15 protein-coding genes are annotated in these 12,785 nt (G+C 69.0%); 5 read left to right on the top strand and 10 right to left on the bottom strand.

Annotated elements, in window-relative coordinates:
- Nucleotides 1–189 precede the first annotated feature (189 nt).
- From VJ655_RS19840 to VJ655_RS19820, 5 genes are all read right to left on the bottom strand, one after another.
- Nucleotides 190–627, bottom strand: a complete 438-nt coding sequence (locus tag VJ655_RS19840) for an NUDIX hydrolase (protein ID WP_324114122.1) — start codon at nucleotides 625–627, stop codon at nucleotides 190–192.
- A complete protein-coding gene (locus VJ655_RS19835; RefSeq protein WP_324114120.1) occupies nucleotides 624–1,697 on the bottom strand; it encodes a patatin-like phospholipase family protein in 1,074 nt (357 codons plus the stop codon). The genes VJ655_RS19840 and VJ655_RS19835 overlap by 4 nt, the downstream gene beginning before the upstream one ends.
- Nucleotides 1,698–1,707: 10 nt before the next feature.
- Complete coding sequence (locus VJ655_RS19830; protein WP_324114118.1) at nucleotides 1,708–2,505, bottom strand: 3-hydroxybutyrate dehydrogenase; 798 nt, start codon at nucleotides 2,503–2,505, stop codon at nucleotides 1,708–1,710.
- 98 nt (nucleotides 2,506–2,603) lie between these two features.
- Entirely contained in the window at nucleotides 2,604–3,371 is a 768-nt protein-coding gene (gene yaaA, locus VJ655_RS19825; RefSeq protein ID WP_324114116.1) for a peroxide stress protein YaaA, read from the bottom strand.
- Nucleotides 3,372–3,413: 42 nt separating this feature from the next.
- The gene (locus tag VJ655_RS19820; RefSeq protein ID WP_324114114.1) at nucleotides 3,414–3,815 is read right to left on the bottom strand and encodes a DUF1801 domain-containing protein; all 402 of its coding nucleotides are present in this window, start codon (nucleotides 3,813–3,815) and stop codon (nucleotides 3,414–3,416) included.
- Nucleotides 3,816–3,940: 125 nt separating this feature from the next.
- Between VJ655_RS19820 and VJ655_RS19815 the strand changes: the two genes are divergently transcribed.
- The 4 genes from VJ655_RS19815 to VJ655_RS19800 all read left to right on the top strand — a co-directional run bounded on the left by VJ655_RS19815 (nucleotide 3,941) and on the right by VJ655_RS19800 (nucleotide 5,871).
- Nucleotides 3,941–4,393: a hypothetical protein gene (locus tag VJ655_RS19815; protein WP_324114113.1), complete on the top strand. Its 453-nt coding sequence runs from the start codon at nucleotides 3,941–3,943 to the stop codon at nucleotides 4,391–4,393.
- Nucleotides 4,390–4,686, top strand: coding sequence for a transcriptional regulator (locus VJ655_RS19810; RefSeq protein WP_324114111.1), 297 nt, complete (start codon nucleotides 4,390–4,392; stop codon nucleotides 4,684–4,686). Before VJ655_RS19815 ends, VJ655_RS19810 begins: the two co-directional genes overlap by 4 nt.
- A 40-nt stretch (nucleotides 4,687–4,726) precedes the next feature.
- Nucleotides 4,727–5,023, top strand: coding sequence for a hypothetical protein (locus tag VJ655_RS19805; RefSeq protein ID WP_324114110.1), 297 nt, complete (start codon nucleotides 4,727–4,729; stop codon nucleotides 5,021–5,023).
- 80 nt (nucleotides 5,024–5,103) lie between these two features.
- Nucleotides 5,104–5,871 (top strand): hypothetical protein, encoded by a 768-nt coding sequence (locus tag VJ655_RS19800; RefSeq protein WP_324114108.1) that lies wholly within the window; start codon nucleotides 5,104–5,106, stop codon nucleotides 5,869–5,871.
- Here the strand turns inward: VJ655_RS19800 and VJ655_RS19795 are convergent.
- The 4 genes from VJ655_RS19795 to VJ655_RS19780 are packed head-to-tail and all read right to left on the bottom strand — an operon-like array spanning nucleotide 5,868 to nucleotide 10,186.
- Nucleotides 5,868–7,277, bottom strand: coding sequence for an FAD-binding oxidoreductase (locus VJ655_RS19795; protein WP_324114106.1), 1,410 nt, complete (start codon nucleotides 7,275–7,277; stop codon nucleotides 5,868–5,870). The two genes, VJ655_RS19800 and VJ655_RS19795, sit on opposite strands and share 4 nt — an antisense overlap.
- A 23-nt stretch (nucleotides 7,278–7,300) precedes the next feature.
- A complete protein-coding gene (locus VJ655_RS19790; RefSeq protein WP_324114104.1) occupies nucleotides 7,301–8,278 on the bottom strand; it encodes an L-threonylcarbamoyladenylate synthase in 978 nt (325 codons plus the stop codon).
- Nucleotides 8,209–9,513 carry a YceI family protein gene (locus VJ655_RS19785; RefSeq protein ID WP_324114102.1) on the bottom strand — a complete coding sequence of 435 codons (1,305 nt, stop codon included), beginning with the start codon at nucleotides 9,511–9,513 and terminating at the stop codon, nucleotides 8,209–8,211. Before VJ655_RS19785 ends, VJ655_RS19790 begins: the two co-directional genes overlap by 70 nt.
- Before the next feature lie 28 nt (nucleotides 9,514–9,541).
- Nucleotides 9,542–10,186: a YceI family protein gene (locus tag VJ655_RS19780; RefSeq protein WP_324114100.1), complete on the bottom strand. Its 645-nt coding sequence runs from the start codon at nucleotides 10,184–10,186 to the stop codon at nucleotides 9,542–9,544.
- Between the two features lie 178 nt (nucleotides 10,187–10,364).
- Here VJ655_RS19780 and VJ655_RS19775 point away from each other — a divergent pair, with 178 nt between their 5' ends.
- Complete coding sequence (locus VJ655_RS19775; RefSeq protein WP_324114098.1) at nucleotides 10,365–12,122, top strand: acyl-CoA dehydrogenase; 1,758 nt, start codon at nucleotides 10,365–10,367, stop codon at nucleotides 12,120–12,122.
- Between the two features lie 135 nt (nucleotides 12,123–12,257).
- Here the strand turns inward: VJ655_RS19775 and VJ655_RS19770 are convergent.
- Nucleotides 12,258–12,785: alpha/beta hydrolase (locus tag VJ655_RS19770; RefSeq protein ID WP_324114096.1), on the bottom strand; the 528-nt coding region annotated here is incomplete at its 5' end.

Raw genomic sequence — 12,785 nt, 5'->3', positions numbered from 1 at the left:
GGCGCGGGCGCGTCGAGAACGGTCATGGGAGAGATGTCGGGGAACTTGGCCAGCGGCGCAAGCGCCTCTCCTCCCCCGCGATGCGGGGGAGGTGTCGGCGAAGCCGACGGAGGGGGCAAGCTGGAAGTCGGCCGAGCTGGCCCCCTCCGTCCCTCTGGGCCACCTCCCCCGTGTCACGGGGGAGGAACATCAGGCCCCGAACCGATCGTAAGCCTCCGAAATCACCCGCCGGGTCTCGTCCCATTCCACCAGCGCCATCGCTTCCTCGCGGGACACGAACCGCGCCTCGGCCGCGTCGTCGCCGGCTACCGGCTCCCCGGCCATCCAGCGGGCCGCGTAGTCGATCAGGACATAGTGCCGGGTGATCTCGCCGCCCCCTCTCCCATCAAGATTGGGCCGGGCCGGAAAGACCCCGTCGACGACGTCGATCAGGCCCAGCAGCTGCGCCTCGACGCTCGTCTCTTCCTTCAGCTCGCGCAGGGCGGCGACGGCGGTCGTCTCGCCCCATTCCAGCCGGCCGCCCGGCAGGCTCCACTGGTTGAGGCGCGGCGGCGTCCCGCGCCGGATGAGCAGCACTTCCGCCCCCTTGAGGCAGACCACCCCGACGGTCGGCACAGGGTGGTTCACGGAAAGCCGACCTTCAGATCGACGCTGGACTTGACCCCGATGCAGGTTCCGCAATCGGCCAGCCAGGCGTCGGCCGCTGTCCGGCCGCGCTCCTTCAGGTCCGACAGGAAGCTCCACTCGGTGTTGAACTTGGTCGACAGTGACAAGTCCGCCAGCGGCTTGTCGGCGGTGATGGCGTGGACCAGCATCCGGCGATAGCGGCCCCGGGCGTTGTCCTTCAGCAGCCCCTCGTCCAGCAGCTTCTGCACGAAGCCGATGGCCCGAAGCTCCGAGGCCAGGGAGGCGTTGAAGGTGATCTCGTTCAGCCGGTCCATGATCTCGCCCGGCGTCTTGGGCGTCTCCTGGCGGACGAAGGGGTTCAGACTGACGATCAGGATGTCGTCGGGCGTGTCGTCGTAGAACAGCGGCCACAGCGCCGGATTGGCCAGGAAGCCGCCGTCCCAATAGGGCTCGCCGTCGATCTCCACGGCCTGGAACAGCTGCGGCAGGCAGGCGCTGGCCATGATGTGGCGCGAGGTCAGCTCGGTCTCGCGGAAGATGCGGGCCTTGCTGGCGTGGACGGCGGTGGCCGAAATGTAGAGCTTGACCGGCGAGCGCTCGCGAATCTGGCTGAAGGTGACCTCGGCCTCCAGCAGGTCGTGCAGCGGGTTCAGGTTGAACGGGTTGAACTCGTAGGGGCTGAACGACAGGGCCAGGGTCTCGGCCATCCGCCAGCCCGGGGTGTTCTTCAGCCAATCGGCTCCGTTTCCGAAGGCGCCCCCGAAGGCGGTCGTCCAGATCGAGGTGTCGCCGAAGACGTTGCGGCCGCCCTGGCGATTGACCTGCCGCCAGAACGACTCGAGCCGTTTGCGGGCCCCGGCCTTGCCGTCGTCGAGCAGGCCCTGGGCCAGGCAGACCGCGTTCATGGCGCCGGCCGAGGCGGCGGTGACCGCCCGGATCTCCAGATCCTCTTCCTCGAGCAGGCGGTCCAGCACGCCCCACTCGAACGCGCCGTGCGCGCCGCCGCCCTGCAGCGCCAGGCTCAGGGCCTTGCCGGTCGGCTTCTTGCGGGTGAAGGGCGGGATGGGCACGGAGCCCAGCCTATTGGGCGACCCAGCCGCCGTCGACCTGGAAAGCGGCGCCGTTGGCCGAGGCGCCGGCGTCCGACACCAGATAGAGCAGCATGCCGGACAGCTGCTCGAAGGTGACGAACTGCTTGGTCGGCTGGGCGGCCAGGATCACGTCCTTCATCACCGCTTCCTCGGAAATGCCGCGCGCCTTGGCCTGGTCGACGATCTGGGCCTCGACAAGCGGGGTCTTCACGAAGCCGGGGCAGATGGCGTTGCAGGTGATCCCGTGGGTGGCGACCTCGAGGGCGACAGTCTTGGTCAGGCCCATGATCCCGTGCTTGGCGGCGACGTAGGCGGCCTTGAACGGCGAGGCGATCAGGGCGTGAGCCGAGGCGATGTTGACGATCCGCCCGCGCCCCTGCTCCTTCATGATCGGCACCGCCGCCTTGGTGGCGTGGAAGGCCGACGACAGGTTGATGGCGATGATCAGGTCCCACTTGTCGTCCGGGAAGTCCTCGATCGGGGCCACGTGCTGGACGCCGGCGTTGTTGACCAGGATGTCCAGCTCGCCGAACTCGGCCTTGGCGGCCTTGACCATGTCGGCGATCTCGATCGGCTTGGTCATGTCGGCGCCGTGATACAGCACCTCGACGCCGTGCTGCTCGGCCATCTCGGCGCGCGCCCGCTCGATGGCGTTCATCTCGCCCAGGCCGTTCATGACGATGTTGCAGCCCTGGGCGGCGAGCGCGTCGGCCAGGGCGTGACCGATACCGCTGGTCGAGCCGGTGACGATGGCGACCTGCCCCTGCAAACCGAAATCGACGGCCATGCGAACGCTCCCTGAACGACTGCCCGACTTGTTGCGGCGCAGCATATAGCTCGCTCCTGCGAAGGGCGAGCGCTTATTAAATTCACCGATAGATGAATTCAGGGCTGCGGGCGAGCGAAAACCCAATCGGCCTGCGTCGAAAGCTCAGGCTTGAAGCGATAGCCGTCGCGATCGAAGCCCTTGAGGTCCTCGGCGCGCTCGACCCGGTTGTCGATGGCGTAGCGGGCCATCCGGCCGCGCGCCTTCTTGGCGAAGAAGCCCAGCACCCGCAGCTCGCCATGCTTCTCCTCCTTGAAGTGGCAGGTGACGACGGGAAGCTTCAGCGCCTTGGCGTCGACCGCCCCGAAATATTCCTGGCTGGCCAGGTTCACCAGGGTGGGATCGGCATGCCCCTCGGCCGCGGCGTTCAGGGTCTTGGAGATCGTCTCGCCCCAGTAGTCATAGAGATTGTGGCCGCGCTTGGTCTTCAGCCGCGTGCCCATCTCCAGGCGATAGGCCTGCAAGGCGTCGAACGGGCGCAGCACGCCATAGAGGCCCGACAGGATCCGCAGGTGGTCCTGGGCCCACTCCAGGGCGGGGCGGTCCAGTTCTCGGGCGGCCAGGCCGCCATAGACGTCGCCATTGAAGGCGATGATCGCCTGCAGGCCGTCCTCCAGCTCGGCGTCGAAGGCCTGGAACCGCTCGCGATTCAGCTTGGCCAGGGCGTCGGAGATGTGCATCAGACGCTTGAGGTCGGCGGCCGTCAGCTTGCGCGTGACCTTGGAGAGCTCGGCGATCTGGGCCTTGAGCTCCGGCGTCGTCATGGGCAGGGCCTGGGCGGGCGCGGTGAAGTCCAGCGACTTGGCGGGCGAGATGACCATCAGCATGGTCGGGGAGATAGAGGGTTAGGCGCGCCTTCGCCAGCTATGTCATTCTCCGGAGTCGACACGCCGCCGCATGTCCCCATGGGCGGCGGCGATCAGAGCGGCCAGCGCCGCTTCGTCGAGCGATTGACCCCACCGCAGCTTCACATGCCGCATCCGCTTGCCCGTCCCCTCCAGCAAGCCGGCGGGGTCGGGCAGCGAGGCGCCTTCGTAGAAGCCGAGGTTCACATGCGCCGTGAAGGCGTCGACATAGGCGAAGGCGGCGTCCTCGACGCAGGCGGTCGGATGGCCGTCGTGTAGCAGCTCGCGGACGTCCGCGCCGGCCTGGCGCATCCGCTCGAACCAAGGCTGGACCATGCGACGCATGGGCTCGTCGCCGTTCGAAAACCAGGCCTCGACCTCGGGATGGCGCGCCATCGCATTCGAGAACCGAAAGAGCTTGCTCATGCCGACATCTGGCGCGCCCCGGCCCGTGATGTCGAGTCCTTCGCTTTCCGTGCTGGAAAGTTTTCACTTGCCAAGTCGGAAAGTGACAATCATAACTTTCCACAACGGAAAGTAAGGAGGTCGAGATGACCCGCGACGAAGACACCCTACGCATGATCGCCGAGGTCGAGGCCGCCAACGCCGACCTGGCCGAACGCGCCAAGGCGCCGACCTGGTATCATCCCGCGCTGGGTCTTCTGATGGGCGGACTGGTGGCCGTGCAGGGCCAGCCGATCCCGCTGCTGATCGGCTATTACGTCGTGTTCGTCGCCGGCTTGCTTCTTCTGGTGCGGGCTTACAAGCGCCACACCGGCATGTGGATCAACGGCTATCGCGCCGGCCGCACGCGCTGGGTCGCTATCGGCCTGGCCGCGCTCACCACGCTGTCGATGCTGATTTCCGTCTGGCTGCGGCGCGAACGCGGCCTGGTCGCCGCGCCCCTGGTCTTCGGCGGTCTGGTCGCCGTCATCGTCACCATCGGCGGCTTCGTCTGGGAGGCGGCCTTCCGGAGCGACGTGCGCGAGGGCGGCTCGCTGTGAGCGGAGACCTCGACCCCGTCATCCACGCCCCCAACCGCCTGCAGATGTGCTGCATGCTGGCTGCGGTCGACACCATCGACTTCGCCACGGTGCGCGAGGCGCTGGATGTCTCGGAATCGGTCCTGTCCAAGCACGTGAAGACCCTGGAGGAGGCCGGTTACGTCAAGGTCCGCAAGGCCGCGTCCGAGGGCCGCCAGCGCACCTGGCTGTCGTTGTCGTCCCCCGGACGCAAGGCGTTGAAGGGCCATCTGGCGGCGTTGCGGGCGATGATGGCGAGCGTTCCCGAGGCTTAAGACACCTCGACCCCGGCGAGCGGCGAGGTTATCCAGCGGAATGCAGAACCTTGGCCTCGCCGCAGCCCTCGCCTGGCCGATCCCGATGATCGCCGCCCTGTTCTTCGTTCTGCGCGACCGGACGCTGAAGTTCCGCCCGCTGTGGGCGGTGATGTGCTTCGTCGGGGTCGGAGCGTTCTGGATGGAGCAGTCGAGCGGCCGCTGGGGTTTCATCCCGCTGGCGATCAACCTGATCCCGGGCACCCAGCCAGGTTTCTACAAGGCCACGATCCCGGCGGGCGCCTTCGCCGTGCTGCTGATGCTACGGCTGCGAGCGGTCCGCAAGGCGGGAGGATAGGAATGGTCGGCGGCCGGGCTGGCCGCTGACACCTGAGCCCGACGCGCCCTAGGATGCCCCCCAGGACAGGGAGCCGCCACATGACCATCGCCCGCGAGAACCTCAGCAAGGTTCCGGCCGTCACCCTGGGCTTCTGGGTCATCAAGATCCTGGCGACCACGCTCGGTGAGACCGGCGGCGATACGGTCAGCATGACCATGAACCTCGGCTATCTGGTTGGAACCGCGATCTTCGCGACCGCCCTGGCGGTCTTGGCCCTGACCCAGATCCGAGCCCGGCGTTTCCATCCCTTCCTCTACTGGGCGACGATCATCGCCTCGACCACGGCGGGCACCACCCTGGCCGACTTCGCCACGCGCTCGCTGGGCATTGGCTATACGGGCGGCGCGCTGTTGTTGCTGGCCTGCGTCCTGGCCTCGCTTGGCGCCTGGCGCGCGGTCGTCGGCCGGATCGATGCGGACGACATCCATACGCCGCGCGCCGAAGCCTTCTACTGGGTGACGATCACCTTTTCGCAGACCCTGGGCACGGCCTTGGGCGACTGGACGGCCGACACGGGCGGCCTGGGCTACATGGGCGCGGCCCTGGTGTTCGCGGCCCTGCTGGCGATCGTCGCGGCGCTCTATTTCAAGACCCGTCTCGACCGACTGATCCTCTTCTGGGCCGCCTTCATTCTGACGCGGCCGCTGGGCGCGGCGGTGGGCGACTTCCTGGACAAGCCCCTGGATCATGGCGGACTGGCGCTAAGCCGACCGCTGGCGACGGCGGTGCTCGGCGCCGCGATCGTGCTGTTGATCCTCGTCCTGCCCCAGCGCGCCGGCGGCCACGCTTCCCGCCAAGACGCCTAGAACAGGATCCGCGGGTTCATGATCCGCTTGGGATCCAGCGCCCCGCGAATGGCGCGCAGGGCCGCCACCTCGATCGGATCCTTGTAGGTCAGGGCCTCGGCCGTCTTCATCGCGCCCAGCCCGTGCTCGGCGCTGATCGAGCCCGAGAAACTGGCGGTGATATCGTGGATGATCCGCGCGCCGGCCTCGCGCTGGATGTCGTGGGCGTCGTCATCGGCGCCGACGGGCTTGAGCACGTCGTAGTGGACATTGCCGTCGCCGACGTGGCCGAAGGCGACGATGCGGGTCTCGGGAAAGGCCTGCTCGATCGCCGCGTTGGCCTGGGCGATGAAGTCCGGGATCTTGGAGACGGGCACCGAGACGTCGTGTTTCCACACAGCGCCTTCGGGCTTCTGGCCGGCGGAATGGCCCTCGCGGATGTGCCAGAAGGCCTTCATCTGCGTTTCGGTCTGGGCCACGGCCGCGTCGGAGATCAGGCCGCGCTCCAAGGCGCTGGTCAGCAGGCGCTCCAGGGCCGCCTCGGCCGCGCCGGGCTCGCCGCTGGCGATCTCGATCAGCACGTACCACGGATGCTCGGTGGGCAGCGGGTCGCGCAGGCCCGGCACGTTGCGCACGGTCAGCTCGAAGCCCAGACGGCCCATCAGCTCGAACGCCTCGACCGCGCCGCCGGTCTCGTCCTTGGCGCGGGCCAGGAGCTGGATCGCGTCGGCCGGCGAGCCCAGGCCGACGATCGCCACGGCCCGCGAGGCCAGAGGCGCGTGCAGCTTCAGCGACGCGGCCGTGACGACGCCCAGCGTGCCCTCGGCCCCGATCAGGAGCTGCTTGAGATCATAGCCGGTGTTGTCCTTGCGCAGGCGCTTGAGGCCGTTCCAGATCTCGCCGTTGGGCAGCACCGCCTCGATCCCCAGCACCTGCTCGCGCATCATGCCATAGCGCAGCACCGCCGTGCCGCCAGCGTTGGTCGAGATCAGGCCGCCGATCGTGCACGAGCCTTCCGAGGCCACGCCGACGGTGAAGCGGCGGCCAGCCTTGGCGGCCTGCTGGTGAGCTTCGTGGAGGGTGACGCCGGCCTCCAGCACCATGACGTCGTCGATCGAATCGACGTCGCGAACGGCCGTCAGCTTCTGGGTCGACAAGAGGATCTCGCCGTGCGGAATCTGGCCGGCGACAAGGCCGGTATTGCCGCCCTGGGGCGTGATCGCCACGCCCTCGGCCGCGCAGATCCCGACGACCGCGGCCACCTCGGCGGTCGTGCGCGGGGTGACCAGCAGCGGCGTCTCGCCCTTCCAGCGGCCGCGCCATTCGACCAGCTTGGGTCCGATCACCTCGGGATCCTGGCTCCAGCCGCCCTCGCCGAGCACGGCCTTCAGGCGGGAAACGACGTCTGCGGGAACGGGCTTGGTCATGGTCCTATCCTACGCTCGAAAGGTCAGCCGATATAGCCGGCGGCGCGGCGCAGGCGGTCGTTGATCGCCTCGCCCAGGCCGTCCTCGGGGATCGGGGCGACCGCGATGGCCGAGGGATGGGTGCGGTCGGCGGCGCGCAGATAGGCGAAGAGGTTGGCGGCCGCCTCGGCGAGGTCGCCGGTCGGGCTGAGATTGAACACCCCCTCCCCGCTGGCGCCGCCGCCGAAGGCCAGGAAAGCCTCGCCGGGCTTGGGCGCCCTGGCGTTGATCCGCACCGGCGCGTCGGGGGCGTAGTGCAGGGCCAGGCGGCCCGGCGAGCGCTTGGCGTCGTCCTCGGCCTCGGCCAGGGGGCCGACGATCTGCTGCAACTGCACGCGCGTCACCGCGCCGGGACGCAGCAGCCGGACCTGGCCGTCGATCACGGAGACGACGGTCGACTCCAGGCCGACGGCGCAGGGCCCGCCATCGAGGGCGGCGGCGGTCTTGTCGCCAGTCTCAGCCATGGCGTCGGCGAAGGTCGTGGGGCTGGGACGGCCGGAGCGATTGGCCGAGGGCGCGACGACCGCCCCGCCGAACGCCTCCAGCACCGCGCGCGAGAGCGGGTGGCCGGGCACCCGGATCGCCACCGTATCGAGGCCAGCGCGCGCCAGGTCGCAGACGGCGGCGGTGTCCTGGATCGGCGCGACGATGGTCAGGGGGCCGGGCCAGAATTCCCGGGCCAGGGCCCAGGCCCGATCGTCGAGCCGGGCGATGCAGGCGGCCGTCGCCAGGTCGGCGACGTGGGCGATCAGGGGATTGAAGCGGGGCCGCCCCTTGGCCTCGAAGATCGCGGTCACCGCGGCCGGGTTGGCCGCGTCCGCCCCGAGGCCATAGACCGTCTCGGTCGGCAGGATGACGAGCTCGCCCGCGCGCAGGGCGCGGGCCGCCGCGTCTATTTCCGCTTGGCGGTCAGCGAGAAGCTCACCTTCACCTTCGCCGCGATTTCGTCCGTCGACGCCCATTCGCCCTGTCCAACTCCGAACGTCGTCCGGTCGAGGGTGGTTACACCGCGCGCGGTCGCCGTGTCGCCGTCGATCTTCAGCGAGAACGGCAGGCTGAGCGGCTTTTTTACGCCGCGCAGGTCCAGCGTCCCGTCGGCGACATACTTGCCCTCGGCGGTCTTGCGGAACTTGCTGGCCGTGAAGATCGCCTTCGGATGCTCGGCGGTGTCGAAGAAGTCGCCGCTGGGCAGGCTCTCGTCGCGCTGGGCGTCACCGGTCGCGGCCGAGGCCATGTCGACGGCGACGGTCAGCTTCGAGCGGTCCAGCGCCTCGGGCGAAAACAGGATGTCGGCGGTCCAGCGCGTGAAGCGGCCCTCGATCGGATTGCCCGACCAGGTCGCCGAGAAGGCCAGGCTGGCGCCCTTCTGGACGGTCCAGGCGACGGGATCCTTCAGCGCCGGGACAGGCGCCGCGGCGGCGGTCTCCGGCTTCGCCGTGTCGGGGACGGGGGCGGCCTGCTCGGTCGGCGCCGGCGCGGCGGGCGCCACGGGAGCGGCGGCCTCGGCCGGGGGGGCGGGGTCCGCCGGCTTGGCCACCTTGATGGTCGGGGTGAACAGATAGCCGGCGGCGACCACGGCCGCGAAGCCGGCGACGGCCAGCCACAGGCGCGGCTCCTTCAGGCCCGGCTTGGCGCCCGGGGCCATGTTCGGGAACACTTCGTCCTTGTCGAGGACCTGGTGCTTGGCCACCGCGCCCAGGTGCAGAACGAGCAGCAGGTAGGTGAGCTTGACCAGGACGCCATGGCCGATCTCGCCGACCTCGTGCCAGGCGTGCTTGGGGGCGGCGGCCAGCTCGGGCAGGCCCGGCAGGTGCGGCCACGGGATCACGCCCCACCACAGGGTCGGCACGACCACGCGGCTGGTCGAGACCAGGATCCAGCCGGTCAGCGGCAGGCCGATCATGATCACGTAGAAGCCAACATGGACGGCCTTGGCCGCCAGCCGTTCCCACTTCGGCTGGCCGGCCGGCGCCAGCGGGGCCGGGTTGACCAGCCGCCAGGCCAGACGCGCCAGGCTGAGCAGCAGGATCGTGAAGCCGATCGACTTGTGCAGCTGGAACAGGGCGAAGGTCGTCGGCGAGCCCTTCGGCCCGTCGCCCATGCGCCAGCCGATGATCACCTGGAAGATGATGGCCGCCGCGATCAGCCAATGCAGGAAGATCGCCACCGTCGTGTAGCGCGTCCGAGTTGCGGCCATTGATGTCCCTCCAGGTGATCTCGTCAGCTTACTTCTTGTCGAACTCGACTTCGATGTTCAGCGTAACTTCGTCAGCGATCAGCGGAACATATTTGCTGACGCCGAAGTCCGAACGTTTGATCTGGGTCACGGCCGAGAAGCCGGTCTTGACGCTGCCGGGCACGAAGCTGGAGCCCACGCCGTTGAACGTCACGTCCAGCACCACCGGCTTGGTCACGCCGTGCAGGGTCAGGTCGCCATAGACCTTGCCCGCCTGGCCCGCGCCCGGCTCGACCTTGGTCGAGACGAAGGTGGCGGTCGGGAACTTGCTCGCCTCCAGCCAGCCGTCGCCGGCCAGCTCCTTGTTGAACTTCAGGCCGAACTCGTCGGCGCCCGTGGCCGTGTCGATCGAGGCCGGGTCGATGGCCACCTTGATCTTGGCGTCCTGCGGGGCCTTGGGATCGTAGTCGAAGCTGGCTTCGACCTTGGTGAAGCGGAACTGGTAGTGCGAGAAGCCCATGTGCGTGATCCGGCCCACGACCGAGGCGTGGGTCCTGTCGAGCACATAGTGGCCAGCGGGCAGGTCGGCCGGCTTGGTCGAGGACACGCCCGGCCCGGCCAAGGCGGCGGGGGCGGTGAGCAGAGCCGCGGCGAGCGCGCCGTAAGCGAGCTTGCGGGAAAGGAAACGGGCCATCGGGGGAACTCCAATTAAAACAGCATCAGTTACGGTTTCCCCGACTTAAGCAGTCAGGCACGGCTTTGAAGGGGCGTGCGATCACGAGATCGTTATCCCGAGAACAAAGCTGTGGTCAGCTTGGCGCGGCGGGTCCGCGCGCCTAAAGAGATCGCCGATAACCTGGAGCTTGCCGTCCATGACCTACCGCGCCCCCGTCCGCGACCTCGCCTTCTCCCTACGTCATGCGGCGGGCTTCGAGCGGCTGGCCGACGCCTTTCCCGAGGCGGACGCCGACACGGTCACGGCGGTGCTGGAGGCGGCGGGCGCCTTCGCGGCCGACGTGCTGGCGCCGCTCAATCGCGGTGGCGATCTGGTGGGCGCCAAGCTCGAGAACGGCGTGGTCCGTTCCGCCCCAGGCTTCGCCGACGCCTACAAGCAATTCGCCGAGGGCGGCTGGGCGGGTCTGGCGGCCTCGCCCGAACACGGCGGCCAGGGCCTGCCCAAGACGTTGGAGGTGGCCGTGCTGGAGATGATCCAGGCGGCCAACATGGCCTTCGGCCTCTGCCCGATGCTGAGCCTGGGCGCGATCGAGGCGCTGGACCACCACGGCTCGGACCGCCAGAAGGCGCTTTACCTGCCCAAGCTGGTGTCGGGCGAGTGGACCGGCACCATGAACCTGACCGAGCCGCAGGCCGGCTCGGACCTGGCGGCCCTGACGACCGTGGCGACGCCGGATGGCGACGGCGGCTGGCGGATCACCGGCCAGAAGATTTTCATCACCTGGGGCGACCACGACGCGGCCGACAACATCGTCCACCTGGTGCTGGCCCGCACGCCCGACGCGCCGGCCGGCGTGAAGGGGATTTCGCTGTTCCTGGCCCCCAAGGTCCTGGTCGACGAAACGGGCAAGCTGGGTGAAGCCAACGCCCTGCGGGTCGGCGGGCTGGAGCACAAGCTGGGCATCCACGGCTCGCCCACCTGCGTGATGCTGTTCGAGGGCGCCAAGGCCGAGCTGGTCGGGGGCCTGGGCCAGGGCTTGCCCAACATGTTCACGATGATGAACGCCGCGCGCCTGCAGGTCGGGACGCAAGGCACCGCCATCGCCGAGCGCGCCTACCAGCAGGCCCTCGCCTTCGCCCAGGAGCGCGCCCAGGGCCGCTCGGCCTGGACGCAGGCCTATCCCGCGCGCCTGTTCGACCACCCCGACGTGCGCCGCACGCTCGTCCTGATGAAGGCCCACATCGAGGCGGCGCGAGGGATCTGCCTGTCGACCGCCGTCGCCGCCGACCTGTCGCGCGCCGCGACCGACGAGGCGACCCGCACCGCCGCCAAGCTGCGCGAGGAGCTGCTGACCCCCATCGCCAAGGCCTGGTCGACCGACGTCGGCGTCTGGGTCGCCTCGCAAGGCGTGCAGATCCACGGCGGCATGGGCTTCATCGAGGAGACCGGCGCGGCCCAGCACTATCGCGACGCCCGCATCGCTCCGATCTACGAAGGGACCAACGGCATCCAGGCCATCGACCTGGTGGGCCGCAAGCTGATGCTGGGCGAGGGCCAGGCGGTCGGCGACCTGATGGACGACATCCGCGACACGATCGAGGCGCTGGTCGCCGGCGACCTCAAGGCCGTCGGCCTGCGGCTGGAAGCGGCCCTGGACGCCGCCGCCAGCGCCACCGCCTGGCTGATCGAGCGCCGTGCCAAGTCCATGCCCGACGCCCTGTCGGGCGCCACGGCCTATCAGAAGCTGCTGGGCGACGTGGTTGGCGGCTGGATGCTGGCCAAGGGCGCCCTCGCCGCTTCGGGCGAAACAGATACGGCCTGGGCCGAGAGCAAGCGCGCGCTGGCCCGGGTGTTCGCCGAAAGCGTCCTGGCCCAGGTCCCCGGCGCGGCGGCCGGTGTGATGATCGGCGCGGACGACCTGGAAGCGATGACGCCGGAAGTGCTGGGGGCGTAGGCCCGCCGCGCTCCAAAAACGATCGTCATCCCGGAAGCCTCGCGGAGGCTATCCGGGACCCAGGAGCCACCGCACCGCGCTTGGCCCCTGGGTCCCGGCTCTACGCTACGCTTCGGCCGGGATGACGAGGTTGGTTCAGGCCTTGAAGAACGTCAGCAGGTCGGCGTTGATCACGTCCGGGTGGGTCGACGCCATGCCGTGCGGCAGGCCCGGATAGGTCTTCAACGTCCCCTTCTTCAGCAGCTTGATGCCTAGCAGGGCGCTATCGGCGATCGGCACGATCTGGTCGTCCTCGCCGTGCATCAGCAGCACCGGCACGTCGACCTTCTTCAGGTCCTCGGTGAAGTCGGTCTCCGAGAAGGCCTTGATGCAGTCGTAGTGGGCCTTGGCGCCGCCCATCATGCCCTGGCGCCACCAGTTGTCGATCAGACCCTGGCTGACCTTGGCGCCCGGACGGTTGAAGCCGAAGAACGGTCCCTCGGGAATGTCGCGGAAGAACTGGGCGCGGTTGGCGATCAGCGAGGCGCGGAAGCCGTCGAAGACCTCGATGGGCAGGCCGCCGGGGTTCTTGGCCGACTTGACCATGATCGGGGGCACCGCGCCGATCAGCACGACCTTGGCCACGCGGCCGGGCTTGGCGCGGGCGGCGTAGTGGATCGCCTC

It is taken from the genome of Caulobacter sp. (assembly GCF_035254145.1).
Taxonomy (GTDB): Bacteria; Pseudomonadota; Alphaproteobacteria; order Caulobacterales; family Caulobacteraceae; genus Caulobacter.
This window is presented reverse-complemented; position numbering and strand designations above follow the sequence as displayed.

Bases quoted from the DNA above. Each gene is read 5' to 3' on its own strand.
- VJ655_RS19800 (WP_324114108.1), top strand. From the start codon at position 5,104: ATGACCATCGCCCGCGAGAACCTCAGCAAGGTTCCGGCCGTCACCCTG.
- VJ655_RS19820 (WP_324114114.1), bottom strand. From the start codon at position 3,815: ATGAGCAAGCTCTTTCGGTTCTCGAATGCGATGGCGCGCCATCCCGAG.
- VJ655_RS19785 (WP_324114102.1), bottom strand. From the start codon at position 9,513: ATGGCCGCAACTCGGACGCGCTACACGACGGTGGCGATCTTCCTGCAT.
- VJ655_RS19780 (WP_324114100.1), bottom strand. From the start codon at position 10,186: ATGGCCCGTTTCCTTTCCCGCAAGCTCGCTTACGGCGCGCTCGCCGCG.
- VJ655_RS19795 (WP_324114106.1), bottom strand. From the start codon at position 7,277: ATGACCAAGCCCGTTCCCGCAGACGTCGTTTCCCGCCTGAAGGCCGTG.
- yaaA (WP_324114116.1), bottom strand. From the start codon at position 3,371: ATGCTGATGGTCATCTCGCCCGCCAAGTCGCTGGACTTCACCGCGCCC.
- VJ655_RS19815 (WP_324114113.1), top strand. From the start codon at position 3,941: ATGACCCGCGACGAAGACACCCTACGCATGATCGCCGAGGTCGAGGCC.
- VJ655_RS19775 (WP_324114098.1), top strand. From the start codon at position 10,365: ATGACCTACCGCGCCCCCGTCCGCGACCTCGCCTTCTCCCTACGTCAT.
- VJ655_RS19805 (WP_324114110.1), top strand. From the start codon at position 4,727: ATGCAGAACCTTGGCCTCGCCGCAGCCCTCGCCTGGCCGATCCCGATG.
- VJ655_RS19830 (WP_324114118.1), bottom strand. From the start codon at position 2,505: ATGGCCGTCGATTTCGGTTTGCAGGGGCAGGTCGCCATCGTCACCGGC.
- VJ655_RS19790 (WP_324114104.1), bottom strand. From the start codon at position 8,278: ATGGGCGTCGACGGACGAAATCGCGGCGAAGGTGAAGGTGAGCTTCTC.